This is a genomic window from Rheinheimera metallidurans, assembly GCF_036983985.1.
Taxonomy (GTDB): domain Bacteria; phylum Pseudomonadota; class Gammaproteobacteria; order Enterobacterales; family Alteromonadaceae; genus Alishewanella; species Alishewanella metallidurans.
Genome location: NZ_JALAHQ010000002.1, coordinates 156,114 through 181,725 on the forward strand (window position 1 = coordinate 156,114; position 25,612 = coordinate 181,725).

At 43.0% G+C, this 25,612-nt stretch carries 25 protein-coding genes; 5 read left to right on the forward strand and 20 right to left on the reverse strand.

Features of this window, described 5'->3' with window-relative positions:
- Positions 1 to 5: 5 nt before the first annotated feature.
- Positions 6 to 1,745 (forward strand): potassium/proton antiporter, encoded by a 1,740-nt coding sequence (locus MN199_RS06080; protein ID WP_335738775.1) that lies wholly within the window; start codon positions 6 to 8, stop codon positions 1,743 to 1,745.
- 571 nt (positions 1,746 to 2,316) lie between these two features.
- Here MN199_RS06080 and MN199_RS06085 read toward each other — a convergent pair.
- From MN199_RS06085 to MN199_RS06130, 10 genes are all read right to left on the reverse strand, one after another.
- On the reverse strand, positions 2,317 to 2,511 hold the full coding sequence (locus MN199_RS06085) for a hypothetical protein (protein WP_335738776.1): 195 nt from the start codon (positions 2,509 to 2,511) through the stop codon (positions 2,317 to 2,319).
- Positions 2,512 to 2,629: 118 nt separating this feature from the next.
- Positions 2,630 to 3,781, reverse strand: a complete 1,152-nt coding sequence (locus MN199_RS06090) for a zonular occludens toxin domain-containing protein (RefSeq protein ID WP_335738777.1) — start codon at positions 3,779 to 3,781, stop codon at positions 2,630 to 2,632.
- Between the two features lies 1 nt (position 3,782).
- Positions 3,783 to 4,100: a DUF2523 family protein gene (locus MN199_RS06095; RefSeq protein WP_335738778.1), complete on the reverse strand. Its 318-nt coding sequence runs from the start codon at positions 4,098 to 4,100 to the stop codon at positions 3,783 to 3,785.
- A gap of 1 nt (position 4,101) precedes the next feature.
- Positions 4,102 to 5,676 (reverse strand): hypothetical protein, encoded by a 1,575-nt coding sequence (locus tag MN199_RS06100; RefSeq protein ID WP_335738779.1) that lies wholly within the window; start codon positions 5,674 to 5,676, stop codon positions 4,102 to 4,104.
- 103 nt (positions 5,677 to 5,779) lie between these two features.
- Positions 5,780 to 5,914 (reverse strand): hypothetical protein, encoded by a 135-nt coding sequence (locus MN199_RS06105; protein ID WP_335738780.1) that lies wholly within the window; start codon positions 5,912 to 5,914, stop codon positions 5,780 to 5,782.
- A gap of 1 nt (position 5,915) precedes the next feature.
- Positions 5,916 to 6,203, reverse strand: a complete 288-nt coding sequence (locus MN199_RS06110; protein WP_335738781.1) for a hypothetical protein — start codon at positions 6,201 to 6,203, stop codon at positions 5,916 to 5,918.
- Complete coding sequence (locus tag MN199_RS06115; RefSeq protein ID WP_335738782.1) at positions 6,203 to 6,571, reverse strand: hypothetical protein; 369 nt, start codon at positions 6,569 to 6,571, stop codon at positions 6,203 to 6,205. The genes MN199_RS06110 and MN199_RS06115 overlap by 1 nt, the downstream gene beginning before the upstream one ends.
- A 10-nt stretch (positions 6,572 to 6,581) precedes the next feature.
- Positions 6,582 to 7,832 (reverse strand): phage/plasmid replication protein, II/X family, encoded by a 1,251-nt coding sequence (locus MN199_RS06120; RefSeq protein ID WP_335738783.1) that lies wholly within the window; start codon positions 7,830 to 7,832, stop codon positions 6,582 to 6,584.
- Positions 7,829 to 8,125 carry an OmpA family protein gene (locus MN199_RS06125; protein WP_335738784.1) on the reverse strand — a complete coding sequence of 99 codons (297 nt, stop codon included), beginning with the start codon at positions 8,123 to 8,125 and terminating at the stop codon, positions 7,829 to 7,831. Before MN199_RS06125 ends, MN199_RS06120 begins: the two co-directional genes overlap by 4 nt.
- Positions 8,122 to 8,700 carry a hypothetical protein gene (locus MN199_RS06130; protein ID WP_335738785.1) on the reverse strand — a complete coding sequence of 193 codons (579 nt, stop codon included), beginning with the start codon at positions 8,698 to 8,700 and terminating at the stop codon, positions 8,122 to 8,124. Before MN199_RS06130 ends, MN199_RS06125 begins: the two co-directional genes overlap by 4 nt.
- 117 nt (positions 8,701 to 8,817) lie before the next feature.
- Here MN199_RS06130 and MN199_RS06135 point away from each other — a divergent pair, with 117 nt between their 5' ends.
- The gene (locus MN199_RS06135) at positions 8,818 to 9,171 is read left to right on the forward strand and encodes a hypothetical protein (RefSeq protein WP_335738786.1); all 354 of its coding nucleotides are present in this window, start codon (positions 8,818 to 8,820) and stop codon (positions 9,169 to 9,171) included.
- A gap of 143 nt (positions 9,172 to 9,314) precedes the next feature.
- Here the strand turns inward: MN199_RS06135 and MN199_RS06140 are convergent, their stop codons facing one another.
- The 5 genes from MN199_RS06140 to MN199_RS06160 form a co-directional block, all read right to left on the reverse strand.
- Entirely contained in the window at positions 9,315 to 10,757 is a 1,443-nt protein-coding gene (locus tag MN199_RS06140) for an alanine/glycine:cation symporter family protein (protein ID WP_335739190.1), read from the reverse strand.
- A gap of 86 nt (positions 10,758 to 10,843) precedes the next feature.
- Entirely contained in the window at positions 10,844 to 12,328 is a 1,485-nt protein-coding gene (locus MN199_RS06145; RefSeq protein ID WP_335738787.1) for an aldehyde dehydrogenase, read from the reverse strand.
- Positions 12,329 to 12,339: 11 nt separating this feature from the next.
- Complete coding sequence (gene dapA / locus MN199_RS06150; protein ID WP_335738788.1) at positions 12,340 to 13,203, reverse strand: 4-hydroxy-tetrahydrodipicolinate synthase; 864 nt, start codon at positions 13,201 to 13,203, stop codon at positions 12,340 to 12,342.
- 26 nt (positions 13,204 to 13,229) lie between these two features.
- Positions 13,230 to 14,483: an NAD(P)/FAD-dependent oxidoreductase gene (locus tag MN199_RS06155; protein WP_335738789.1), complete on the reverse strand. Its 1,254-nt coding sequence runs from the start codon at positions 14,481 to 14,483 to the stop codon at positions 13,230 to 13,232.
- Positions 14,483 to 15,436 carry a 4-hydroxyproline epimerase gene (locus MN199_RS06160; RefSeq protein WP_335738790.1) on the reverse strand — a complete coding sequence of 318 codons (954 nt, stop codon included), beginning with the start codon at positions 15,434 to 15,436 and terminating at the stop codon, positions 14,483 to 14,485. Before MN199_RS06160 ends, MN199_RS06155 begins: the two co-directional genes overlap by 1 nt.
- Positions 15,437 to 15,576: 140 nt before the next feature.
- On the opposite strand from MN199_RS06160, the gene MN199_RS06165 reads away from it, so the two are divergent.
- Positions 15,577 to 16,350 (forward strand): helix-turn-helix domain-containing protein, encoded by a 774-nt coding sequence (locus MN199_RS06165; RefSeq protein WP_335738791.1) that lies wholly within the window; start codon positions 15,577 to 15,579, stop codon positions 16,348 to 16,350.
- A gap of 92 nt (positions 16,351 to 16,442) precedes the next feature.
- On the opposite strand, the gene MN199_RS06170 is transcribed toward MN199_RS06165, so the two are convergent.
- Together MN199_RS06170 and MN199_RS06175 are read right to left on the reverse strand one after the other, a co-directional pair.
- On the reverse strand, positions 16,443 to 17,000 hold the full coding sequence (locus MN199_RS06170) for an NAD(P)H nitroreductase (protein ID WP_335738792.1): 558 nt from the start codon (positions 16,998 to 17,000) through the stop codon (positions 16,443 to 16,445).
- Positions 17,001 to 17,077: 77 nt separating this feature from the next.
- Entirely contained in the window at positions 17,078 to 19,096 is a 2,019-nt protein-coding gene (locus MN199_RS06175; RefSeq protein WP_335738793.1) for an NADPH-dependent 2,4-dienoyl-CoA reductase, read from the reverse strand.
- 184 nt (positions 19,097 to 19,280) lie between these two features.
- Between MN199_RS06175 and sppA the strand changes: the two genes are divergently transcribed.
- Positions 19,281 to 21,161 carry a signal peptide peptidase SppA gene (gene sppA / locus MN199_RS06180; protein ID WP_132583494.1) on the forward strand — a complete coding sequence of 627 codons (1,881 nt, stop codon included), beginning with the start codon at positions 19,281 to 19,283 and terminating at the stop codon, positions 21,159 to 21,161.
- A gap of 63 nt (positions 21,162 to 21,224) precedes the next feature.
- Complete coding sequence (ansA, locus tag MN199_RS06185; RefSeq protein WP_335738794.1) at positions 21,225 to 22,241, forward strand: asparaginase; 1,017 nt, start codon at positions 21,225 to 21,227, stop codon at positions 22,239 to 22,241.
- 32 nt (positions 22,242 to 22,273) lie between these two features.
- Here the strand turns inward: ansA and MN199_RS06190 are convergent, their stop codons facing one another.
- From MN199_RS06190 to MN199_RS06200, 3 genes are read right to left on the reverse strand one after another with little or no spacing between them, the layout of a single operon-like run.
- Positions 22,274 to 24,985, reverse strand: a complete 2,712-nt coding sequence (locus MN199_RS06190; protein ID WP_335738795.1) for a DUF349 domain-containing protein — start codon at positions 24,983 to 24,985, stop codon at positions 22,274 to 22,276.
- Positions 24,975 to 25,256 carry a YeaC family protein gene (locus MN199_RS06195; RefSeq protein ID WP_132583500.1) on the reverse strand — a complete coding sequence of 94 codons (282 nt, stop codon included), beginning with the start codon at positions 25,254 to 25,256 and terminating at the stop codon, positions 24,975 to 24,977. The genes MN199_RS06190 and MN199_RS06195 overlap by 11 nt, the downstream gene beginning before the upstream one ends.
- Positions 25,257 to 25,258: 2 nt before the next feature.
- The gene (locus MN199_RS06200) at positions 25,259 to 25,585 is read right to left on the reverse strand and encodes a zinc ribbon domain-containing protein (protein ID WP_335738796.1); all 327 of its coding nucleotides are present in this window, start codon (positions 25,583 to 25,585) and stop codon (positions 25,259 to 25,261) included.
- Positions 25,586 to 25,612 lie beyond the last annotated feature (27 nt).

Here is a 25,612-nt window from a genome sequence, read left to right on the forward strand (position 1 = left end):
TTAATTTGGATGGTATAAACCTCGCAATATTAGTTGGCGGCCTTCTTTTTGTTGTAAGTATTATCGCTACGCTTATTTCTGCACGACTTGGCGCACCCATGCTACTGGTGTTCCTTATAATTGGCATGCTGGCCGGCAAACAAGGCTTGGTCGGCATCCAATTTGACAATCCACAAGTTGCATTTTTAATTGGTTCTATTGCTCTAACCATCATTTTGTTTGACGGCGGCATGCGCACACGGCCCGAACGGCTGCGCGTAGCACTAGCACCAGCGTCAGTACTAGCTACCTTTGGCGTAATATTAACCTGCGTTATTCTTGGTGTCGCTGCAGCTTATATTTTAAATTTAAGCTTACTTGAAGGCCTATTATTAGGTGCCATTCTTAGCTCAACCGATGCGGCAGCAGTGTTTTCAATTTTTCAATCTCAGGGCATTCGCATCAAACAACGAGTGGCATCAACGCTCGAAATAGAGTCGGGTAGTAATGACCCAATGGCCATTATGTTAACCCTAACCATACTGGGTATGATTGTTGAGGGAAAAACCTTAAGCTTTGAAGTAGGTAAAACCTTTTTACAACAAGCCGTAGTTGGCGCAGTAATGGGTTATGTAGCGGGGCGTATCTTTATCTTTTTATGCAAAAAGTTACCGCTAAACTTTGCTTTTTTTCCTTTATTCGCTGTCGCAAGTTGCGTGCTCATTTATGCCGTTACTAACGTGTTTGGTGGTAGTGGCTTTTTGGCTGTATATTTAATGGGCTATTTAGTGGGCAACGCGCGCTTACCACAAATTGTGCATATATTACGCATGCTTGACGGTTTAGCTTGGCTTAGCCAAATTAGTATGTTTTTGATGCTCGGGTTACTCGTTGTGCCAAGTAATTTGATGCACCACTTATTACCGGCATTGCTTATTGCCGGTGTCATGATTTTTGTTGCTAGGCCTATAGCAGTATTTATTAGTTTAATTCCGTTTCGCTTTCCGATACGTGATCAAGTATTTGTCAGTTGGGTTGGCTTACGCGGTGCGGTACCCATTATATTAGCGTTATTTCCTTGGTTAGCGGGTATGCCAAATGAACATCTTTATTTTGATGTCGCCTTTGTCGTAGTTATTGTGTCTTTAGTGGTCCAAGGCTGGAGCATAGTGCCAATCGCACGCTGGTTAAAACTTGAAGTACCGGCTGAACTGGCACCCGATCAAGCTATGCCATTAGATGCTGTACCGAGCAACGATTTACTAGAAGTTCTAGCTTTCAAAGTAACCGATACATCGCCAGTGTTAGCAATTGGCTGGCACGACTTGGTGTTCAAACAACCAATCCAGTTTTTAGGGATTATTCGGGACGGTGAATGGATTTTACCCGACAAAAAGCCGCAATTTAATGTTCACGACACACTTATGGTTATGGCTAAGTTAAAGCATGTGCAGAAAATAAGTGAAGTGCTGGCTAAAGATGCAGAAATTTCAGTGCAAAGTAATACCAGCTTCTTTGGTGACTTTGTATTAAATGGCAACATTAGCATTAGCGATCTAGATGCGTTTTATACTATTAACTTTGACGGTGGCGATAAAAACCAAACACTAGCCGCATATATTATCCAGCGTTTTCATCGCCGAGTCGTTATTGGTGACCAAGTGCGTTTAGACGGTTTGCTATTAACTGTACGTGAAGTTGACGACACTGGGGACGTTATTCAAGTGGGTATAAAGTTAGTTGAAGAAAAGCCTAAAATTGCATAATTATAAGGGCCAGCAAAGCCCTGCTTTTGCATAGCTACCCTATAGCCCATAATGGGCTTTTTATGTTAAATACATATTAAAATTCAACAACTTACAGCACTAAAGGCCGATTCTTGCGAACTGGCCTTTTTTTACAGCTAAAAGACAAAGCTTTGTTCGGTGTAAAACAGGTGGTTTTGTTTCAAAATGAAACAAGAGTGGACTATTACTGTAGTCCACCCTGCGCAAAAACACCGAAAAGAGGAACAACCATAGATAAGTTGTTTTTTTAGGGCTTTGGGAGCCGGAAAAATCGCAGGCGCGGAGACGCGCCAAGAGTGGGGAAAAATGAGCGCCGGGGAAGGCGCGAGATTTAACGCAACAAGTTGCGAGACGCTAAAGCGATTTAATGCGTGGCTTCGCCACTGGCTTTTTTACAAGCTGCGCTTGTTTTTGTTTTGCAGGGCGCGGGCGGGCAGCGGATTGAAAGCGGGTCAAGTTAACGCGAAAAAGGCAGGTTGTATCATGAACTGGTTTGGTTCCCGTTGCGCGTCTCCTTCCAGTCGATGCTCACTGCATGGCCTGCGGCCATCTAAGACGGCAACAGCTTTAGTACAGCTGATAGAAAAAGCACAGAAAAAATGGACGATATAACAAATAAGATACCGACAGCAGTTAATATCGCCCAAACAATTGTCCAGTAAAGCCTGTTGTAATCTATTACATCATCAGCTTTAGATTGTTGTGTAGCGTTGGGTTTCTCATTACCCCAGTCTTTTAATTGCATAAGCCCTCCAGTAGGAAAGGCTAAATATATCAAAGAGTTTACAAAAACCAAACAATAGAAATTACAGGCGGTTCCCCTTTCCCGCAAGCGGGAACCCTTTCCCCGCCTGTAATTTTATTTAATCTAATGATGCTATTTGCTGGCCTGCGCCAGTAACTACAGCCGTGGGAGCGTCACACATTACAAAACGTTCGTAATTATCACCATAGCTTACACGAGCCACACAATCAGCAAGCATCTGTACGTTATAGCCAGCCAGTGCTAAATCAGTGTTAGTTATTTCTGATAAATACTGGCCATTACGACTTACTGCGAAATAAAACGTTTTTTTAAACCTGCCTTTTCTGTCGAAATCCTGATACCAACCCGCTAAGTGCAAATCTACGTTATTAAAAGGGTGTAAACCTTTGCTTTTATCGGGCTTTTCTTGCCTGTTTTGCTGCTGCTGCGGTGAAGAAGTAACAGCGGGAGGGCTATTTAGTTGCGCAGTTGATGAAATAGGCTCGCCGTTTCTTAAGTTTTGTAACGTTTGTCGTGCTTTTTCTTCGGTGTCTGGTTTATCACGGCTTAAGTTAGCCATAAGAATGAACGCAGCGAGCACAAAACAGATTACAGCGCCTTTTGTTGTCCAGCGCTGATACCATTTTGTAACGTCTGCTGTGGTTGCTTCTGTGACTGAACCAGTAGATTTTGTGTGACTTTGATAAGCTGGGTAATACTTAGGATCATATTCGCGTTCATGTGTAGTGATAATGTTCCTAGAAACGCCGTCAGCGACTTTTACAATATATTTTTCATCACGGCCTAAGAAAGACAACTTAGTGCAGTAGTAACAGTTCTGCACCATATCTTTAATGTCACGGTCTACCTTTCTGAAATTTTGAGTTATTAGCATTATGTCGTGGCCGTAATGCCTGTGCATTGACATATATTCTTTTAGCTCTTTGTCGGTGGCTCCTTGCGGCATAGCAAGGTGCGCTTCATCGACAAAGAAGTAAACACCTTGGTTTTCTTTATTGCGCCATGTGTCGTACTGCAAAAAGTCTTTGGCTTTAGAAAAGTAACGGCTTTGGCCGTAGTTATGAAAACCGCCATCGACTAAAGTGATCAAGTCTCTGACTTCTTCACCAAGAACGCCAACAAACCAGTCGACGTTAAGCGGTATATTAATAACAACTTTTCGGCCTTGTTTTAACGCTGGCAAAATATGCGTTACAACGGCTTCGTAAGTTTTGCCTGCACCTGGTCTACCTGATAATCCGTTAATCATATTATGAGCCCAGCCTTACAAACGGTATTAGCTGAAGAAAAAAACGAATAGTTAAAGCAGCAATTATCATTGATAGCGCTTGGCCTATGCCAATTTGAGATAACACCCAAGCTGTACCGGACGGTATACCTGACATATAAGAAGTAATATCAAGACCAGAAAAAAGCGTGCCCATACCATCAAGTATGAACGTGATTAAGATCATCATTTGTTCAAAGATAAAAAGCATCGCGTCTTTAGCCATAGTTAAAATGGTATTAGCCATTGTTTTTAAAATATCTAACAACCAATTACCAAAATCTATCAACCATTGCGGCATGTTAACCCCCAAATATCAGTGCGCGACATAAAAATGCGGCGCTAATAAGTATACAAATTCGTATAAAAGGCCAAAGAATGGCAGGCAGCTCTAACGAGTGACAACCAAAGTCACCAGCTGCGCCAAGATTAAAGCAAAAATTAAAATCAGGCTGTGAGCCATCAGGCGAAAGCTGGAATTGATTTAAGAAATCAAAGGCAGGCGTTTGCTGTAGTGCTGCGCTGTGCTCTTGCCAAATGCCTACCATGCCGTCAGGGTAAACGCTTTCGTACCATGAACCAGTACATTCGCCCTCGCATTTGCCATCAGGTGCGCCATCATCGCCAAAAGCGTCATCTAAACCGTCTTTAATGCCTTTTAGCGTTTTGCCTTGGCCGTCTAACTGTTGGCCTATGCCATCAAGTTTGCTATTAGTTTGACCAATTTTATCGCCTAGGTTTTTAAGCTCGTTGTTATTGTTATCAATAGAAATGTTTATATTATCAAGACGTTGTTCAGAGCCTTTTTGTATTTCTTTTAAATCGCCTTTGGTCATATCAGGCATTAACTTGTTAGGGTCGGTTATATCGTCGTCAACGTCTTTTTTTGGCGTGTCTGGTCTATCAGGGATAATAGGGTCTTTTTGTTCATAACATACAAAATCGCCATTTATGAAGCCGCAGCCAGTTTCACATTGTTGTTGGCCATTTACCGTTGTGCATTTTTCGGCGGGGTTAGCGAAGCACCATTTTTGACCTGTTTTAAGAGTAAAACATTCTTCTTTTTCTGGTGGTTGCGTGTCGGCATCTTCTTCGCCACAGGTTGCGCCTGTGTACGTTCCTGACGGCTTGCCTTGCTCATAAGGTAAGGGAGACCAGCTAACATCTGAGCCACTACCGAATTGCATCCATTTCTGTGCTATTAACTGGCAGTTACACTGCTGACCTGTTGTTGGGTCGGTAACGGTACTGCATTGCGGAGGGTTTGCACTGCTGTAAACGTCTTTTTTTGCGACAAAATCAGAACCAACAATATAGCCTTCACCAGCTAATTCTGAGCAATCACACGGTGGTTGAGCTAGAGCAGGAGCCCAACAAAAAAAACTAGGCTCGTCGCCACCTACATTTCTTAGTTTAGGCGAATTATCAGGGGGGCAATAAGCGGGGCTTGGCTTTGATATGTAAGTATGATGCGTTTCAGAGTACGGAACTGTAAAAGTAGTTTTATCGGCGCGAACGCCTGTTGCTGTTGTGGTATTAACACAGGACGAGCCAGATAAAGAACCGGTGGCAGGATTTACATAACCACCTAGAAGAGTAAAGACAGAGTCTTTTAATTCAGAAATGAGAAAATCTGTGTAACCCTCAGCACTACTGCTACAAGCCTCAACCAATGAAGATTTAAATTGACCACGAGGAAACCGATAAAGAGTACCACTTGGAGCAGGGGCAGAGCAAATTTCGCCAAGCTCAGGGTGATTTAAAAATGTACCGCCTATATCAGTACATTTTGCTTGGTCAGTTGCAGGGTCAGCAAATGAATAATTAGAAAAAAAAGCCCCGCAAAGAAGCAGGGCGCATAAGTTTAAATATTTCATGGTTAGACCTTAAAAATTAACCAGCTAACAATAAAACCACATAGCGCCCCAATCATTGCAATAAGTGCATAGATTAGGGCGACAATTAAGCCGCCCATAATCGTTACGCCTTACGAACTGCGCGTTTGCCAAGGTCGATACCTTTAAACGCCATAAAAATGCCAATTACGATTACACCAGTTGCGCCTACGAAAGTTGCTACTGTTGATAAATCCACTGCTGCAAAAATATCTGCCATGTTAAATTTTCCTAACTAAAGCGGTGCCGATTTGCACCTTAAATGCCAAGAAGCTAAAGAACACCATTGTTCCAAAGCCCCAACTAAACGCCGCTGCTATATCAGTGGCGGTTATTTCTACGGCTGACAGGTAAGCGCTGTACTCAGTTGCGGATATTAACCAGTAACCTGTACAGTTTGCTGCTGTATCAGCTGTAAAAATTAAAGTGCCGTCTAGCTGTGGTTGCGCGCACTGTGCGAGCAGTTCAGGAGATAAAAACGCAATGAGCAAGACGGCGAAATATTTCATTATGCTGTTTTAACCTCTAGTGGTTTTTCAGGGCAAAATAGGCCAGCGTCGAGTACATGCTTAACTGACGGACAAAGAGAAATCGATGTGCCTTTTCTGCCGTTCATTTCCCATTCCCTTAAAACGAATGGCAAGGCAACTTGCTTATTTATTAAGTTACTCATTCTTGACGGTATGCCCATTTGAACGATGGAATCAGGCACATTAAAAAGGCGCATTTCTGACACTTCGCCAAAATCAGTTAAGGCAACAACTTCTACCGCGCACTGTAACGACGTGCGGCTAATGCCTTGCTGGTTAGGGCGTGATTGTTTCTCGGCAAAACCTTTGAAAATGCCGTGGCAAATGTAACCAGATAATTTTTTCATTGCTAAGTTCCTATGCTATTAGTCGTAATGGTTGCGCTAAATTTTGGCGCGATAGTGGTAGTGGTTCGATAAAATCGGCTGGTAGCTGTTTGGCAAAATCAACATTTATTAAACGGATTAACGGAATAACGTTTGAATCATCACCGGTAAATTGCATTAATTGAGCAAGAGAAAGGCCAGCGGCCATTAGGTCATCAATCTTGCGCTTCCACGTAGCGCGTGAACGTTCACAGATACGTTCTTTGGTCTTTTTAAAGCCGTCTTTAGTAATAGCGGTGTACAAATCGTAAAGAGATTCCGCTTTTGAATATGTGATATTGCCCTTAGGCGTAACTCTATGATGCACGGCGCGTAGCTGGTGCAATACTTCTGTTTTGTCGTGTGCGTTCATTTTGGCACCTGCGAATGTTTTAAATATATCGTTAAAGGCTTTAGACCAAAGCGAGGGAAAGTCAGGTTGTTTTTCGGGGTCGGTTAAATATGCAAAGGTGCAAGTAACACCGTTAGCGTGCAGCCAACGGGAATGTAAACGGGCTTCAAAGCGTAAAGCGCCAATAGCGGCTTGGCGAATCTCTGGTGAAGTAATTTTATTTAGCTGAAACGCTAAGTGATCGTGTTTTTCCTTAACCCACTTATTGGTTAAGTATTTAATCTGGTGTTCTAGCTCAGGCAGTTTTAAATAACATTTTAGCTCTTTGTGGTCGCTGCCTTTGTTCCAATAAATTGTGCTTTTAAACGATTTATTCTCAGTCGTAACACGGGTTTGGCCGTAATTCAGGTTGCGCAATGTATCAATAAGCTGCTGCGCAACAACTTCGTTTTCCACTCTGGCTGTATACGTTACATCTAAGTAATCAATGCTAGCGTGATACCAATCAAGCGCTTTGGATAGTTCAGGAAACGCAAGAGAGAACGCTTCAAAAATAGCAAACGAACATAAACTAGCGTTTGCAGAGCCGTAAACGTTGTGGCCTTGCAGCAACTTAGCAGGGCAGCCAGAAATGCGAACATAAGGTATTTTCTTTAAATCTGTACCGTCGATAACCTTATAGGCGAGTGACGCAAACGAGCTTGGCAGGCTTTCGAAGTTATGTCGTAAACGTTGAACCTTGCGCTGGCCATTTTCCCAAAAAACCTCACCGACTAGCGTCATGCCCAATTCAGAGCAAAGCATTTCAATATTTTTTAATATAGAGCCGTGGTTATTACTAACCGTGTGCTCATCTAAAAACGGTATGCTAACGCCAATCATGTCAATCATGCCATTTGCTCCGCTGTACGGTAATAATCAGAGCCTTTAGGGTAAACAAACATGATTTTGTTTTTTGGTACGCCTAAGCGCGTGAAATAGTTAACTACTTCTGGCTGCTCGGTAAATGGCCTGTCTGTATGAAACACCAATTCAGCGTTAACGTGCTGGTTTGGCGTTTTGATATACGCGCTTATTTCATAGATGCGATGCTTTTCCTCGCCAGCAATTACTATGGCTGGTGAGCATTCAAGGCAGTTAAGCATATTATGCTGAATAAGCACTTTAAGGGCTTGTGGTGTCATGACGAAAGCCCCTTAGCTTGTGAGCGCTTAAGACGGCGTTCTGTGCGTAAAATTTCCCTATGTTTAAGCAGGTCAACAAGTGGAATATTTGGATAAGTGCGGCGAACAGTAGACAGGGAATTAGAATGATTTTCCCATTCAATTTCGGCTTTGTCGTAGTCGAAACGGTCTGCGGGTTCATGCCAATTGATGTTATCCACAGATTCTGTGGATGGTTTATGTATATTGCAGCCCGAAGTGTCATCAAGTGACTTTAAACAGTGAGGGCAGGTATAAGGGCGCTGGCAAGCGGTCTCAGGAGATACGGCAGGAACCGAAGTACCCACTGTGTCATGCTTGCCAGCTAAAAACGTTACTCGGTCATCATAAGCCTGTATTTCACCGTTAACAGAAACGGCTAACGGGCATTTGCGAGAATTAATCGGCCAAAAATTAATGTCGTGATTGTCTAAGCTGTACCAGCAGACTATATCAGATTTAGTATAAAGGATATTTAGCTCATCTAAACGAGTTAAGGCTTCGTTCAGGTTTTGTGCGTTAAACAGCACTGTTTTGATTAGGTTTAATTCGCTCATGGTTCCCGCCTAGAGTATACTTTGTTAACAAGCTAAATCTGTCAACATTGAAAGATTAAGTTAAGTGTGATCCTTTTAAATTAATCTGTCAAGCATGAAAGAATCGTGAGGGTGAAAATGTTTAGCTACGAGCTAGTACAAGAACTAAAAAAAGCTAAGGGAATGAAAACAGACCTAGAAGCGTCAGCGTATATAGCAGGTTTAAATAGTGGAAACATGAGCCAGATAAAATCAGGCAAACGACACTTAACAGAAGAACAAGCATTATTCATTGCGAACGAATGCGGTTTAAATCCTGAATGGGTTTTAGTGCATTTAGCTGAACAAGTATCAAAACACGAAGAAGCTAAAGAGATTTGGCACAATCTAGCAAAAAAGATTAGTAAGTCAGTAACAGCCGCAGCACTGGCTTTAATTGTTATTTTTGGCGGTTTGAGCGTAAAAGACCAGCAAAGCCCTAGTTTTGGCTAATTATCCTATAGCCCATAATGTATATTATGTTAAATGGCATTTAGGACACAGCTAAGCTGTTGTCACTTGCCGGAGTCGTCATTAGCCCCGTTATTAGTGCTATGGCGCTAACATCAATATATAACGTTAATTAGCCGACGATGTTACTGCTTATACTGCTTACTTAATGTTTCCCATAATTCAGCGTTCTTTACTCCTGCTTTACGCGGATTAAAAACAGGGTCTATACCCATTTTCTTTTGTCGCTCATAATCGCGCAAAGCAAGCAGCGCAGGCTTAGATAGCAAAACAATGGCAATATAATTAAGATAACACATACTGCCAAAGCCAATGTCACCTAAGCTCCACATCAAACTTGCGGGTTGAACACTGCCAAAAAATAACACTGTTAAAAATACTAATTTTAATACTAGCTTTAACACTGGATAAGACAACTTACGATCTAGATACACCACTGTAGTTTCGGCAATATAGTAGTAAGCCATTAATGTTGTAAAAGCGAACAGAAAAATTGCGACAGAGATAAAAGTAGAACCTGCATTAACAAATACCGTTGATACCGCCAGCTGGGTCCACGCTGTTCCGGCAGCTACACCAGGTATATGTTCAACTAAGGCTAAACTTGCTCCATCTGGATATACGTTATACATATTAGTAACGAGTATCATTAAGCCAGATGCCGTGCACACTAAAACAGTATCAATATAAATTGAAAATGACTGCACTAATCCTTGTTTAACCGGATGACTTACCTCAGCTGCAGCAGAACTAAATGTGCTTTCACCGGCCCCTGCTACGTTTGAAAATACGGCTCGGCGCACCCCCCACGAGACTGCTGTACCAACAATACCGCCGAATACTGCATCCATACCTAAGGCACTACGGAAAATTAGGCTAAACATGTAAGGTACTTGTTGATAATGGCTAGTTAAAATAACAAACATCAGTAAAAGGTAAGCTAAAGCCATAATTGGCACAACCTTATCTGCCACTTTAGCAATGCGCTTAATACCACCAAAAATTAAATACGCCATCAATGCAGTGACCAGTACCCCCGTCATCATTGGCGGCATATTAAATGACACTTTAAATGAATCAGAAATGGTATTAGCTTGAATACCCGGCACCAATACACCATACGATAAACAAATAATCGCCGCCGCAAAAATTGCAAATGGTTTCAGTTTTAAGCCTTTTTCAATATAATAAGGTGAGCCACCGCGATACTGGCCGTCGGCGCGCTCTTTATAAACTTGAGCTAAAGTCGACTCAATAAAAGCACTAGCACCGCCTAATAATCCCATAACGACCATCCAAAAAATGGCACCGGGCCCCCCTGCTGCTATGGCAGTTGCCACACCGGCTATGTTGCCCACACCAATGCGCCCAGATAAGGCCATGCAGAACGCCTGAAAGGAAGAAATACCTTCTGCCGAAGGTTTACTTTCACGCAATAACCTGATCATTTCAAAAAAGTAACGAAATTGAACGCCACGCGTAATAATAGTAAAATATAGCCCTACCCCTAAGGCTAGGCCAACTAGTGCTGTGCTCCATATATACCCAACGAGGGTGTTTATTATCATTTCCACGAACGTTACCTTTTTTATTGTTTTTATTATAAGGTTAAAAATTCAGTTATAATCTGGCTTTCAAGCCAGAAATAAGCATATTATTCATTAACATACCAAATAACTTTGGTTTGAATATACTGTGAAAATGCTTCTAGCCCGTTATCTTTACCGCCAAAACCAGACTGTTTAAAGCCACCAAACGGCGTGGAAATATCGCCTTCGCTAAAACCATTAATGGATACTGTGCCGGCTTTAATTTTTCTGGCTACACGCATAGTGCGTTTAACATTTTGGCTATAAAAAGACGCTGCCAAGCCATAATTGGTGTCATTAGCCAAGGCAATAGCCTCTTCTTCGGTGGTAAATGTACTGACCGCTAAAATTGGACCAAACACTTCGTTTTTAAATAGCGACATAGTAGAACTGACGTTGTCAAAAATAGTTGGTTCTATGTACCAACCACTCCCTACGTTGTCATGAATTTTGCCTCCGGTTACTAACCGACCGCCTTCTTGGATAGTAAGATCTAAAAATAATTTTACTTTATTAAAGTGTGCTTGTTCTACCATTGGGCCAATAGACACGGTCTCGTCCATCGGGTTACCAACTTTCCACGCTTTTAATCCTTCTACCAGCTTGGCGAGTAAAGCTTCTTTAATAGATCCATCAACAATAAGGCGAGAGCCGCAACTACAGTTTTCACTCATATTCCAAAATGCAGCAGCTAAAATGTGTGGTACGGCAGCGTCAAGTTCGGCATCATCAAACACCACTTGAGGGCTTTTGCCACCGCATTCTAAAATTACCTCTTTAAGATTACTGTCAGCAGAATACTTAAGAAACAACCGTCCAACTTCAGTAGAGCCCGTGAACGACACTACATCTACATCCATGTGCTTACCCAATGAGGCCCCTACTTTTTCACCTAAACCACACACCATGCTTAGCGCGCCTCTAGGTACACCGGCTTCATAAGCTAACTGCACCATACGGTAGGCACTTAGAGAAGTTAGCTCTGCTGGCTTTACAATTACCGAATTGCCAGCTGCCAATGCCGGTGCTACCTTCCAAGCAAACATTTGCGCAGGAAAATTCCACGGCAATACAGCGACAACAACGCCAATGGGCTCGTTGACAATTAACCCCAGTGCATCGGGTCCGGTTGGCGCAATTTTGCCAAAAAGTTTATCCACGGCCTCGGCATACCAATAAAACGTATCTATCGTCGCTGGTATATCTGTATTTAGGCACTCAGTAATGGGCTTGCCTGCATCTATGCAGTCTAATGCGGCCAGCTCTTCGCTGTGCTGTTCTAACAGTTGGGCCAAACGCAGCATCACTTTTTTACGCTCGCCAGGTGCTAATTGGCTCCATGGTCCTTGTTCGAATGTAGCGCGCGCAACGGTGACTGCCGCATCTACGTCTAATGCGTCGCCATCAGCAATATAGCCAATAACACTGTTATCTATGGGTGTACGATTTTCTAATTTAGCCGTATTACCGACAAAACCTGCGATAAGGTTTCCAGCCCACAGTTTGCCTGCTTTGGCTTGTGCAAATACCTGCTCTTTAGTTAATGACATCATTGGCTCCTTTATTTAAAAAATGCACTGAATTCTGCTGCATCTGCCACAGATAATTCCGACAGCGGCAAGCGAACTGTGCCTACATTTATGGTGCCTTTTAAACAACCTAGCTTAGCCTTTTGGTTATAATTACCCGACTCCATAGAATAAATAGCAGGGTAAATAGCACGCATGATGTTGCGCGCCTCGTCCCAATCGCCCAGTTGTGTTGCGTTAAACATGGCTACCTGCTCTTCTGGAAATACGTTGCCTGCACCGGCAATCCAGCTTTTTGCACCCCAGAAGAAAAAATCGACAGCTTGATCGTCACAACCACAAATAACTTCAAAATTTTCAAATGGGGTTTGTAGCAGGCGTAATGCACGGCTAAAGTCGCCACTACTTTCTTTAATGGCAACAATATTGTTGTGTTTGGCTAGATGAACGACGGTATCGTACTCAAGCTCAATGCCAATTCGTGCCGGAAAGTTATACATAATAATCGGTAAATCGGTGGCCGATGCGACTGCTTCGTAATGTGCAATCACTCCCTGTTGATCTGGCAGGCTATAGGCAGGTGGCGCTAACATTAGCCCTTCATAGCCTAAAGCCTTGGCTTGCTGCGCACGGGCACAAGCGCCGGCGGTATATAAATCGTTAATCCCAGCAATAAGGGTTACTCGCCCTTTAGCGATAGTCGCAATGGTAGTTAATACGGCCTCACGCTCAGCCTCGTTTAACGCATAATACTCACCCGTTGTGCCACAAGCGACGAGCCCCATAACGCCCTTTTGAATAAAAGCTTCGGTTAGTGTTGCAAGTGTGTCTAAATCTAGGCTTTTATCGTGTTTGAATGGCGTTACCAAAGGCACTAAAATTCCATGAAAATTCATATTCTTCTCCTGTTCTTTATAAGTAATTATGCAAAGCGACTCAGCGAAAATGCCGAGCAATCAATAGGTGTGGCTTCGCCAAAATGTAGCGCAGCAATTAGCTCTGCGGTAATGGGGGCCTGAGTTAACCCCAAGTGTTGGTGGCCAAAGGCGTAGTAACAATTTTCGTATTTATCGATAACAGGTAAAGAGTCGGCAATCGTAGGCCTAAAGCCCATCCATTGGGTATTGCCCTGTGCGTTTAACGCCGTACGTAACATTGGATTAGCCAGTGGCAAAAGGTTACGCGCACGCTGCATGTTGGGTGGCCGCGTTAAGCCCGCATATTCGACCGTGCCGGCCAAACGTAATCCATTATTCATTGGCGTCATAATAAAACGTCGATCAGCGCTGGATACAGGAACCGACAACCTTGCCGTCTCTGCCGGCAACATCAAGTGATACCCTCTTTCGGTTTCTAACGGCACACTGACACCGCTTAAGCCTTTAACTAAATTTTTAGCATAAGCACCGCAGGCAACCACGACGTTATTAGCTAATAACGGGCCGTGGCTGCTGTCGATAAAAATATCATCTGGCCCGCGTTGCCTAATACTGCGTACGTTAACATGCTCTAAAACCGCGCCACCTAAAGCAAAAAACTGTGCTTGTAGTCGTGTAAATAATATCGCAAGGTCAACTAGATGCCCGGTATTTGGGTAAAATAGTGCCCCTAATTGGTTATTAGCCAGAAGCGGTTCACGTTCAAGTAGTTCAGCCGTTGTAAGCCAACTGTTTGTTACACCAATGCGGTTAAGTGCTTCACCGTGTTGCTGCAGCTTAACTGCCGTTTGCGGTTTTTCAGCTACCAGTAAAGAACCGTTAATTTTAACTAAATCTTCAAGTTGGTATTGTTTAGTAAAGGTGTGCCAAGCCGGTAAAGCGGCGGCATTAATTAGTGTTAATGCCTGATGAATATGCGCAAAGGCTCGCGGGCGCATATTGCTAACCAATCGCAGCATCCATGGCGTAATAGGTAATAAATACCGCCAATCCAAACGCAGTGGCCCTAAGGGATCAAGCAGCATTCTTGGCAAGGATTTTAAGACACTAGGATCAGCAATTGGAAAAACCTGCTCGGTAGCAATGTGCCCCGCATTACCTAAGGAGGTTCCGGCAGCTATAGTGTCTTTGTCGACTAACAGCACTTGCACACCGCGCGCTTGCAGTGTTAACGCAATGGTCAGGCCAATTACACCGCCGCCAACGACCACAAACGACTGTTTTGTTTTATTTTGCATTATAAAGTTGCCTCAAAACCCCAACGAAATGGGTCTTCGGCATCTATTAGCAAATTATTGTCGGCACAAATATAAGCTCGGCCACGAAACGTAGGAATAACAGTGTTAGCATCAAGGCGGGCATAACTGGCGTCAAAGGTACTACCAATAACACTAGCTTGTTGCCAAATTTCACCTTCGGCCAACTTACCATCTGCTGCAAGGCATGCCAATTTGGCACTAGTACCGGTACCACAAGGTGACCGATCATATTCACCTCCTGGACACAAAACAAAACTCTGGCTATCGGCACTGTTGTGAGGTTGAAATAACTCAATATGGTCAATTGGCTGGCCGTCTTTACCCGTTATTTGGCTAACCTCTAGCGCAGACTTAATGGCAAGGCTAATTTCACTGAGCAACTTTACTTGCTTGATATGAATATCGGTAAATTTTTGATTAACCAGAAAAAACCAATTACCGCCCCAAGCAATATCACCAGTAACCAGCCCTAATCCGGGTACGTTAACTTCAACATCTTTTCGATAGCGGTACGCGGGTACATTTTTTATACTTACGCTGCCATCATCATGGATAACGGTAGCCACGTCGCCTACTGGTGTTTCAATTAAATGCTCGCCAACGTCTGCCAGACCTAAATAATGCAGTGAAGCCATTAAACCAATAGTGCCGTGGCCACACATGGCCAAATATCCTTGGTTATTAAAAAATATTACACCCGCTGTAGCCTTTGAATGTGTTGGCGAGCACAAAAGCGCACCAACCAATATGTCGTTACCACGGGGCTCAAGTATCACGGCTTTACGCCAGTTATCATGCTTTGAACGTAATAGCGCTAAGCGCTCAGCCATACTAGCTGTGCCCAGCTCAGGAAAGCCGTTTAACACTAAACGTGTTGGCTCGCCCTCAGTATGAGAGTCAATAACATGAATACGATGGTATCGTTGTGGCATAGTTTCGCCTTTATCAAAATATTAAAAATGCTTTTACATAGAGTGCTTGATTTAGCGAGCCTAATCTTGATATATCTTATGCAATCTAATGCGCAATTCAGCATAGTAATGAAAAAAGTAAAGGATAAAATATGCTTAATATGGATAAGCTTCTGACAATTAGCCAAGGAGAAGTAGCGTTAGAAGTGGCTAGCTTAAGCTCATTTCTAAGTCATTTAGGGCTGATTATGCCACTTATAAATGCCTTACCTAACGTGACTTTTTTTGTCAAAAATAGCGATGCGCGTTATCAACTTGCGAACGAACACTTAGCCAAGCGCTGTAAGGTTGGCCATTTAAAACATATTCTTGGCAAACGAGCAGAAGAGGTGTTTCACTACGATTTAGGCTTGGGCTACACCAAGCAAGACTTATGCGTGATGCACAAGAAACAACGTATCAGTAACCAACTAGAGTTACATTCTTATCAGTCTGGGATATTGGGTTGGTGTTTAACAACCAAAGTGCCAATTACTGATCAGAACCATAGTGTGGTAGGCGTGGCCGGCATATCGGTAGACTTGCAAGATGAAAAACTGATTCGACCGAATATTAACGCTAAACTAAGTCGTGTAAATGACTACATCGAACAACACTTTGATAAGGTACTTAAAGTTCAGTATTTAGCCAATTTGGCTGAGTTATCAATCTCACAGTTAGACCGGCAATTTAAAAGTGTATTTCAAATGACACCGATACAACTGATTCAAAAAAAACGCTTACAATATGCTATTGAGCTATTAGAAAAAGATCTCTCTATTACCGAGATTTCAAGCCGATGCGGTTATACGGATCACAGTGCATTTACTAGAAAATTCAAACAATTAACTACAATGACGCCGAGCCAGTTTAAAAAACAATGCATCGGTTTTTGAACTCACTTTTTAATAAAAACAATAAACAGCTTAAACAAAAAAAACCAGAGTAGCCGCCTACTCTGGTTTTAACTATCAACTAAGCTTTTAACTTATAAGTAAGAGAAAAAATCTGCAGGGTCCGACGTAATACGCCTTGCTGGCTCAGCCGCTTTAGTGCCTAGATATAAAAAGCCCACAATCTCATCGTCTTCACCTAGTTCAAGCGCTTGTTTAACAAAATCTAGCTGTGCGTAAGCACCTGTACGCCATATAGCACCAACATCTTGCGCAAAAGCGGCTTGTTGCATCGCCATAACACTGCACGCAGCAGAATGTTGCTGTTCAACTAATGGTATTTTGCCGTGTGCTACTGCTTTGGCAATACACACTATCACCATGGGTGCGCGCAGCGGCAATTGGCGGGCGCGCTCTATCAGCTCGCTCGCCAGAGTTGGGTTATCTTCTACAGCTGCCTCAGCAAAAATATCGCCCAAACGTAGTAAAGCCGTGCGCCCTTCAGCGATAATAAAACGCCATGGCCGCAAATTGCCATGATCGGGCACCTGTAATGCAGCGCGTTTAATATTTTCTAACACTTCACCCGCTGGTGCTGGCTCGGTTAAACGGGCCGAAGAAAAACGGCTGGTTAATAACGTTAATGCATCCATATAAAATCTCAATAATTATAACTGTGACTAGCCTAGCAAATTAATAGTCACCTTACATCCAATTATGCCGCAATTTATTAAATCGAGGCGGCCAACTCAGTGCCTTGACGTATAGCGCGTTTGGCATCTAATTCAGCAGCTACGTCAGCACCACCAATTAAATGTGCTGTAATACCGTGTTGCTCTAAGCCCGCCACTAACACGCGTAATGGTTCTTGTCCGGCACAGATCACCACATTATCTACATTAAGGCAGCGCTCTTCACCGGCTATTTCAACCCAGAGGCCAGCATCGTCTACTTTAATGTAATTAACACCGGCTATCATCTCAACGCCCTTTTTCTTTAACGATGCACGATGGATCCAGCCCGTCGTTTTACCTAAACCTGCACCTACTTTACTGGCTTTACGCTGTAACAAATACACTTTACGTACAGCTGGCTGTGTGCCCTCGTCAGGCAACAATGCGCCTCTAGACTGGTAGTCTTTATCTATACCCCAATCCTTTAACCAAGCATCAGGTTGCAGTGTAAGCGAATCAGGCTCAGTTAAATATTCAGCCACATCAAAGCCAATACCACCAGCACCAATAATTGCAACATGCTGCCCCACGGCTTTATGATCACGTAATACATCAAGATAGCTCAATACTTTAGGATGATCACTACCAACTAAACCAATATCACGTGGCACTATACCGCTAGCCAACACCACCTCATCAAAACCGCCTTTGGCTAGGCTATCGGCTGTTTGCTCGCTATTTAAAAATAGTTTAATGGCATGTAGTTTTATCATACGTCCGTAGTAACGCAGTGTTTCGTTAAACTCTTCTTTACCCGGTATTTGCTTGGCATAATTAAATTGGCCACCAATTTGATGCGATTTATCAAACAAATGTACTTCATGCCCACGTTGAGCAGCATTAACACTAAAAGCTAATCCGGCGGGGCCTGCGCCAACTACGGCAATTTTTTTCGGCTTAGTAGCTGGGGTAAGATTTAGCTCAGTTTCATAGCATGCACGTGGGTTTACTAAACAACTCGCCCGCTTGTTTTGAAACACATGGTCTAAACACGCTTGATTACAGGCAATGCAGGTGTTAATTAGCTCTGCTTGGTTTGCTGCAGCCTTATTAACAAAATCGGCATCGGCTAAAAAAGGCCGCGCCATACACACCATATCGGCCTGCCCTTTAGCTAAAATATCTTCTGCAACCTGAGGAACATTAATACGGTTAGTAGCAATAACTGGAATACTAACTTCAGCTTTTACCCGCTCGGTGATCCAGCTAAAAGCAGCTCGCGGCACCATAGTGCCAATAGTTGGTACTCGTGCTTCATGCCAGCCGATACCGGTGTTTATCAAGGTAGCGCCAGCGCTGGCAATAGCTTTTGCTAGCGCTACAACTTCATCGTAGCTATTTCCATCTTCAACTAAATCTAACATCGATAACCGATAGATAATAATAAAATCATCGCCACAGGCGGCACGCACCGCTTTTACTGTTTCTATAGCAAAACGACAACGGTTTTCGAAACTGCCGCCCCACTCGTCATCACGATGATTAGTGCGTGAACAAATAAATTGATTAATTAAATAGCCTTCTGAGCCCATAACTTCAACGCCATCGTAGCCAGCATTTTTTGCTAACTTAGCCGATGTCGCAAAGTCTTTTATAGTGCCGCGAACCTGGCGCGCAGACATTTTTGATGGTTTAAATGGCGTAATTGGCGACTTAATTTTGCTCGGCGCCACACTAAATGGATGATAACCATAGCGACCGGCATGTAATAACTGTAAGCAAATTTTTGCACCATGCTCATGCACAGCTTTAGTTACCAGTTTGTGTTTACCCGTTTGCCACCAAAAGCTAAGCTGACTGCCAAATGGGACTAAATTACCACGAAAATTTGGGCTTATGCCGCCGGTAATTATCATGCCGACACCACCTTTAGCTCGCTCTGCATAAAAGGCTGCAAGCTTGCTAAAACCTTGCTTCTCTTCTTCTAAACCGGTATGCATTGAACCCATAATTACCCGATTTTTCAGTGTAGTGAAACCTAAATCTAGTGGTTGTAATAATTTTTGATAGGCCACATCACCCTCTCTGGTCGTACCTGTTGTTTGAAGCAAACTTTAGCTGCTTTGCCGGTTGATAGCAAGCTGAGCCTGCGCTGATCTGGTGTGTTACACATTTACTTACAAATTCCACTTAGCCTTTAATGCTAAATTGTTTAGCATATGACAGTGCGCAACTTTTGCTTTTAATCAGGAAATATCTATGACCAATACTAATCCCGGCACTATTCGTCGGTTATTCAGTGCCATAGCCCGTGTCTATCGTGGCTTTCGCTCTGTTATTCTCAACTTACTGTTTATCATTATAGTGACCTCTATTGGCATTGCTATGTTTAGCGGTGATGACAAAGTAAAAGTACCCGCAACTGCGGCATTGGTACTAAACCTAAGCGGCGATTTAGTCGAAGAGAAACGCTGGATAGATCCTATTTCTGCGGCAATTAACGAAAGTGTTGGCGGCCAAGAAGAGGCACCAGAGGTGCTAGTTAATGACGTTATTAAAGTTATAAAAAACGCCGCTAACGACAATCGCGTTCAGGCAATGGTACTGGAGCTATCAAGCCTAAGAAGTGGTTCTCTTGATAAAATGCAACAAATCGGCAAGGCTATTGAAGAGTTTAAAGCCAAAGGTAAAAAGGTTTTTGCTTACAGCGGCTTTTATGATCAAACTCAATATTACTTAGCCAGTTACGCTGATGAAATTAATATCAGCCCTATGGGCACCGTGCTGTTAGAAGGTTACGGTAGTTATCCAATGTATTATAAAAATGCGTTGGAAAAATTAAAAATTAACACCCATGTATTTCGAGTGGGTACTTATAAATCAGCGGTAGAGCCGTTTTTACGTAACGATATGTCAGACGCCGCTAAAGAAGCTAACTTGGCATGGTTAAACGAATTATGGCACGACTATAAAACCCAAGTTGCTGCACGTCGTGGTTTTGCTGTAGATAATTTTGATGAAACCTACGGCGCGCTGCTTGAGAAGTTGCAAGCTGCTAACGGCGATTTAAGCCAATATGCGCTGAACGCTGGTTTAGTTGATCATATAAAAACACGCGAAACCTTTCGCCGAGAATTAATGGCTATTGTTGGTGAAAATAAGGATCACAGTTACAACCATGTAACCTTTGCTGATTACACTGATTTAGTTATTCCTCGCCAACAATTTGATAATCCAATCAGCGACAAAGTTGCGGTAGTGGTAGCGCGCGGCGTAATAGTTGACGGCAATGCCAAAGCCGGCGATATTGGTGGCGATTCTACTGCCGCGCTGTTGCGCAGTGCGCGTTATGACGAAAAAATTAAAGCCGTAGTGTTGCGTATCGATAGCCCTGGCGGCAGTGCTTATGCATCAGAGGTTATTGCTCAAGAAATACGTTTATTGCGTGAAGCGGGTAAGCCAGTCATTGCCTCTATGGGCTCTGTAGCGGCATCAGGCGGTTATTGGATTGCGGCTCCGACAAACGAAATTTGGGCTGCGCCTACTACTATTACAGGTTCTATAGGTATTTTTGGTTTACTGCATACCGCTGAAAATGTATTGCCGGTACTTGGCTTAAATGTTGACGGTGTTGGCACTACAGAACTAGCTGGTTTATCTAGCGGTTTGCCGTTATATAAAGGCTTAAACGATAAAGCTAAAGACTTATTCCAACTAATGATTGAACGTGGTTATACCGAGTTTTTAACCTTAGTTAGCGAAAACCGTAATATGACCATTACACAAGTCGATGCTGTAGCACAGGGTCGTGTTTGGACTGGGCAAAAAGCGTTAGAGCTTGGTTTAGTTGATAAACTAGGTAGCTTTGATGACGCAATAAAAGCTGCGGCGGAAAAAGCCGGCTTAAGTAACTATGACATTAAAGTGATGCAACAAGAGCTAACGCCTAGCGAGAAAATGTTAAACGAACTACTAGGTAGTGCAAAAGCAAAAGGCTGGTTGCCACAAGGCAGCGCAAGTGCAGAGCAAAAGCTACTAGCTCAATTAACTCAACAAGTAAAACAAAACTTTGTCTTACTTAATCAGTTTAATGATCCAAATGGTGTTTATTCATACTGTGTAGGTTGCAGCATTAACTGACAGCCATAGCGAAGTCTATTACAATGCCCAGCACTGACTGGGCATTTTTATTTGATTAACCATATGAACAGAAAACGTATTTATGTAGCCTATACCGGCGGCACCATTGGTATGCAACATTCCAAACAAGGCTTTGTACCTGTATCTGGTTTTTTAACCGATACAGTAAAACGAATGCCAGAATTTTATCGGCCCGAAATGCCCGAATTTGTTATTCATGAATATGACCCCGTTATAGACTCTTCTGACATGACGCCTGAACACTGGCGCGATATTGCTCAAGATATTCAGCAGCAATATCATAATTATGATGGTTTTGTCGTACTGCATGGTACTGACACCATGGCGTATACCGCATCAGCACTGTCGTTTATGTTAGAGAACCTAGAAAAACCGGTGATTATTACCGGTTCACAAATTCCATTAGCGCAAATGCGTTCGGATGGTCAGGTAAATTTGTTAAACGCACTCTATTTGGCGGCAAATTACCCGATTGCTGAAGTCGCGCTATTTTTTAATAACCAATTATTTCGTGGTAACCGCGCAACCAAAGCCGATGCAAATGGCTTTAATGCTTTTGCTTCGCCAAATTTCCCGCCATTACTTGAAGCCGGCATTCACATTAACTTAATTGCTGGGCATTTACACCAAGTCGCAATAGCGGCGCCGTTAACCTTGGCGTCTGTTGTACCGCAACCTATCAGTGTAGTTACATTATACCCGGGCATTAGCACCGAAGTGATCCGTAACATGACGTCAGCACCGGTGCGGGCACTAATTATAAAATCTTTTGGTGTAGGTAATGCGCCTCAGCGGCCAGAGCTACTGCAAATACTTACCGACGCTAGTGAGCGTGGCTTAATTATTGTTAACTGTACGCAGTGCTTTAAAGGTACGGTTAATATGCAAGGCTACGCAACGGGGAATGCTTTAAAACAGTGTGGCGTAATTAGCGGATATGACATGACCTTAGAAGCCACGTTAACTAAGCTGCATTACTTACTGAGTAAACCTTTATCAGCTCACGAAATTCGTGAGCAAATGCAACAAGATTTACGTGGTGAGCTAACTGCAGGTTAAGTTGCTTAGGCTTAACCTGCTAAAAGCGTTATTTAAATAAATAACGCTTTTACTCTCGCTAACAGTGGTAACTCATGTTCTGCAACTGCACCAAACTGTAGCCAACGTTTTAACAGGCTATCTTTGTCTAATACGTTTCCCTGATTGTGCTTATCAGATAATAACAACAACTGTACCTGCTGCCGAGCGCCCTGCTCGTGCACTGGCGATGGTACATTGGCAATGATCTCTAACGCCAAGGTTAGCTGTTCGCGACTAAACTGTCGCTCTTGCTGCGTAGCAAAAACATCCCGGTACATAGCTGGTAATTGTTCACTGCTAACAGCCGGGTTAGTGAGCAATTCGAACATTTGGCTAAATTCACGTTGTCCTTGTTGCTGTTGCCATTGACGCTGCCGTTGTTTTAATATCTCTTGTAGCTGTTTTACTGCTTGCTGTGTCGCCGCTGATTGAGGTTGTAAAGCATCTAACTGCTGTTGCACAGCAGTAAAAGCTGAGGGCTCTTCAGCTTGCTCTAACATTGCTGTCAGCTGATTTAAACTCGCGGAAAACTGCTGCAACTCTGCCTGTTCGGCTACTTTTTTCAGCTCAACCTGCTCTGCTCTGGCGTTAAAGAAACCATCACATACCGCACGAAACTCAGTCCATAAGGCTTGATCTTGTTTGCGTGCAGCCTGGCCCAGTGTTTTCCACTGTTGTTGGCATTCCTTTAGTATTTTAGCGGTTAAATTTGCTTCTTCTAACGCTAATGCAGCACGCGCTTGGTCAATTAGCTGTTGTTTTGCTATTGCTACCTGCTGCTGTGTTGCATTTAGTTGCTCCCTTAGCGGGGTTAACGCAGCATTAAACGCGTCATTTAAACCAGAAAACTGCTGTTTGTCTACTGAGCCAGCTTGCTGCCAAGCCTGCTTCAACTGTTGTAGATGCCTATCTAGCGTTTTCGTATCATGTTGTTGTGTTTGTAAAGCAATGGCTTGCTGAATTAGCTGTTCCCGTTGTTTTACGTGCTCGGCACGCTGTGCATCTTGTGCAGCAAAATACACTCTACATGGCGAAAATGCGCGCTCGCACGCTTGATCAAATGCCGTATTTAACTGCTCTTCTTGCACTGGATCAGCTTTACCTAAACTGCTCCACTGAGCGCGGGCAAGTTTTACCTCATCGGCGCGCTTACGAACGGCGCTATCGGCTATATCGATATCTAGCTGCTGTATTTGTTCCAGTAATTGCTGCTTACGCGGTGTAGCGATATATTCTTGCCAATCGGCAAGCTCGGCCATTTTATCGCGAGCAAACTCATAGTCTTTACTTAACTGCGCTTGCAATGCTGGTGTAAGTTGCTGGTAGTCTTCTTCAATACCTTTAAATAAGCCAAACAGTACTTTGTATTTGCCCGCATTATACAAGCGGCGATACTGTGCAAGCTTGCTACGACATTGCCGTTGGGTTTTGTCGCCTTCTGCATTAAATGCTTTGGCGGCAGTTTTCCATTGCTCAGTTAACTCTGTTTTGGCTTGCTGTAAACTCAGCGGCACAGCAATAATCATGGCTTTACTTAGCTGACGCCAATCATTTTGAAACTGTGCTACTTGTTCGGCACTTTGTTGAAACAGTGCTATATCATCAGGTACAGCAATTGCTGCCCAGTCAGCGACAATGCGCGTTAACTGAGCCAATTGCTCTGCCAGTAATGGCAGTTGTGCTAGTTGTTGTTGTAACTGGGCAGCACGTTTACCAAGGCTTAGTTTATCTGTAATGTCTGCGTTGGCCAGCTCGGTAGTAAACGCATGTAATTGTTGCTCTAATTGCTGCGCCGCGTTGATGTCGGTATTAAGTAAAGTTTGTTGCAGACGGTATTCTAGCGCCGATAATTGTTGTTGCATTGTTTGCTGAGCAACCAATTTCGCTTGAGTTTTTGCTTGTTCAACCTGAATTTGCTCCAATTCAGCTAATCGCGGCGTTAGCCATTGCTGAATTTGACCAACAATTTTGTCATACTTTTGCTGATATTCTGTTGCTTCATCGGCTAAACAGTCAAGCTCTGGGCTTAATTGCTGCCATTGTACGTCATAGTCGGCTAAATGTGCCGGAATATCAGCTAAACTAACGCGCTCTCGAGTAGCATTAAGTTTAGCTAAAAGTAAGGTTAATTGCTTGCGTAGCTGAATTGGCTTTTGTTTTTGCTCGCTAAGCATATGTAACTTTTGTTTTATATCGTGTTGTAATTCACCATCTAGCTGTTTTACTAGCTTTTCTAATAGTTTTTCATCGTTAATATTAGCTAATAATTCACGTTTTTGTGACAGCTGCAACACAGGATCTAGCAACGCTTTATGATTTAATTCGGTTTTATTTAAGCGTAATAGTAAATTAAACTTAATCTCGGCGTCAGTTTCCGTTTGGGCTAACTGTTCCAAAATACTGCCACGATTGCACTGAGCAATAAATTTCTGTTTTAGTTTAGCTTCTACTTTGTTTTGTAATAATTGTTCAATTAACGTCTGCTCTGCTAGCTGCTGCAAACGTTCAGAACTATCGTGTTTACTACTTTGCCACCATAACGAAAAATCGTTTAATTTAAGTAGCGCGGCTTTACGCACTGCTTCTGAACCATCATTAAAAGCCAATTCGTGCAAAATGCTTTTATGCTCTTGACTAATTGGGTTAAGCGTTTGAATTGCTTGTTGACGCACTAACGCATCAGCATGTTGCCACTTCGGCTTAAAAAAGCGTTTAAAGATCATCGTGCGAGAACCTTGCTATAGACTGCGGAGTATCGAATTGTTTTTTTAGTTCGGCCTTAGTTTTTTGTATCATTTGGCCATCAGCACCTATGGTAAATATTTCTTCCGATTTAAGCACATGAGCCTGATACGCCATCACTAATTGAAAGCTATGGTCGCGCTGATCTTCAGTTAGTGGGTTACCATCGGCCCAACGCCCTGTTGCAACCGCATCGGCTAACTTTTCATAGACCTCAGGCGTCATGGCCTGAACAAGAGCATTAAAATTCATAGTTACTTACGCTTTTTAATAAAAAATATACGGGCACGGCTAATCATATACCAACAAAAGCCAAGCCCAATTGCAGCACCAGCAATATATTGCTGCACACTACCCGCTTCAGGATCCCACCAGTACATTAAGCCAAAACCGGCTAAAAATAATAACAATGCAAACATCGAGTGGTTGACTAAACTTTGAGCTTGGTCAATCGCTTTGTCACGCGATAACGCAGCGCGCTTTTCTGGCGTTAAACTGGCTAGATCGCCATTACACTTAACACAGTTAGCACCTTTATCCGACGTTTTATGTCCACAATACGGGCAAGAGATAATAGCCATGGAACTCCAATTTTAATCAAATTATTG

What these genes read in the sequence shown, in the direction of transcription:
- MN199_RS06200 (WP_335738796.1), bottom strand. Translation starts at nt 25,585, where the DNA reads ATGGCTATTATCTCTTGCCCGTATTGTGGACATAAAACGTCGGATAAA.
- MN199_RS06110 (WP_335738781.1), bottom strand. Translation starts at nt 6,203, where the DNA reads ATGAAATATTTCGCCGTCTTGCTCATTGCGTTTTTATCTCCTGAACTG.
- MN199_RS06120 (WP_335738783.1), bottom strand. Translation starts at nt 7,832, where the DNA reads ATGATTGACATGATTGGCGTTAGCATACCGTTTTTAGATGAGCACACG.
- MN199_RS06135 (WP_335738786.1), top strand. Translation starts at nt 8,818, where the DNA reads ATGTTTAGCTACGAGCTAGTACAAGAACTAAAAAAAGCTAAGGGAATG.
- MN199_RS06155 (WP_335738789.1), bottom strand. Translation starts at nt 14,483, where the DNA reads ATGCAAAATAAAACAAAACAGTCGTTTGTGGTCGTTGGCGGCGGTGTA.
- MN199_RS06095 (WP_335738778.1), bottom strand. Translation starts at nt 4,100, where the DNA reads ATGCCGCAATGGTTGATAGATTTTGGTAATTGGTTGTTAGATATTTTA.
- MN199_RS06145 (WP_335738787.1), bottom strand. Translation starts at nt 12,328, where the DNA reads ATGTCATTAACTAAAGAGCAGGTATTTGCACAAGCCAAAGCAGGCAAA.
- MN199_RS06140 (WP_335739190.1), bottom strand. Translation starts at nt 10,757, where the DNA reads ATGATAATAAACACCCTCGTTGGGTATATATGGAGCACAGCACTAGTT.
- MN199_RS06170 (WP_335738792.1), bottom strand. Translation starts at nt 17,000, where the DNA reads ATGGATGCATTAACGTTATTAACCAGCCGTTTTTCTTCGGCCCGTTTA.
- MN199_RS06165 (WP_335738791.1), top strand. Translation starts at nt 15,577, where the DNA reads ATGGATAAGCTTCTGACAATTAGCCAAGGAGAAGTAGCGTTAGAAGTG.
- MN199_RS06115 (WP_335738782.1), bottom strand. Translation starts at nt 6,571, where the DNA reads ATGAAAAAATTATCTGGTTACATTTGCCACGGCATTTTCAAAGGTTTT.
- MN199_RS06195 (WP_132583500.1), bottom strand. Translation starts at nt 25,256, where the DNA reads ATGAATTTTAATGCTCTTGTTCAGGCCATGACGCCTGAGGTCTATGAA.
- MN199_RS06160 (WP_335738790.1), bottom strand. Translation starts at nt 15,436, where the DNA reads ATGCCACAACGATACCATCGTATTCATGTTATTGACTCTCATACTGAG.
- sppA (WP_132583494.1), top strand. Translation starts at nt 19,281, where the DNA reads ATGACCAATACTAATCCCGGCACTATTCGTCGGTTATTCAGTGCCATA.
- MN199_RS06100 (WP_335738779.1), bottom strand. Translation starts at nt 5,676, where the DNA reads ATGAAATATTTAAACTTATGCGCCCTGCTTCTTTGCGGGGCTTTTTTT.
- ansA (WP_335738794.1), top strand. Translation starts at nt 21,225, where the DNA reads ATGAACAGAAAACGTATTTATGTAGCCTATACCGGCGGCACCATTGGT.
- MN199_RS06130 (WP_335738785.1), bottom strand. Translation starts at nt 8,700, where the DNA reads ATGAGCGAATTAAACCTAATCAAAACAGTGCTGTTTAACGCACAAAAC.
- MN199_RS06105 (WP_335738780.1), bottom strand. Translation starts at nt 5,914, where the DNA reads ATGGCAGATATTTTTGCAGCAGTGGATTTATCAACAGTAGCAACTTTC.
- MN199_RS06090 (WP_335738777.1), bottom strand. Translation starts at nt 3,781, where the DNA reads ATGATTAACGGATTATCAGGTAGACCAGGTGCAGGCAAAACTTACGAA.
- dapA (WP_335738788.1), bottom strand. Translation starts at nt 13,203, where the DNA reads ATGAATTTTCATGGAATTTTAGTGCCTTTGGTAACGCCATTCAAACAC.
- MN199_RS06085 (WP_335738776.1), bottom strand. Translation starts at nt 2,511, where the DNA reads ATGCAATTAAAAGACTGGGGTAATGAGAAACCCAACGCTACACAACAA.
- MN199_RS06125 (WP_335738784.1), bottom strand. Translation starts at nt 8,125, where the DNA reads ATGACACCACAAGCCCTTAAAGTGCTTATTCAGCATAATATGCTTAAC.
- MN199_RS06190 (WP_335738795.1), bottom strand. Translation starts at nt 24,985, where the DNA reads ATGATCTTTAAACGCTTTTTTAAGCCGAAGTGGCAACATGCTGATGCG.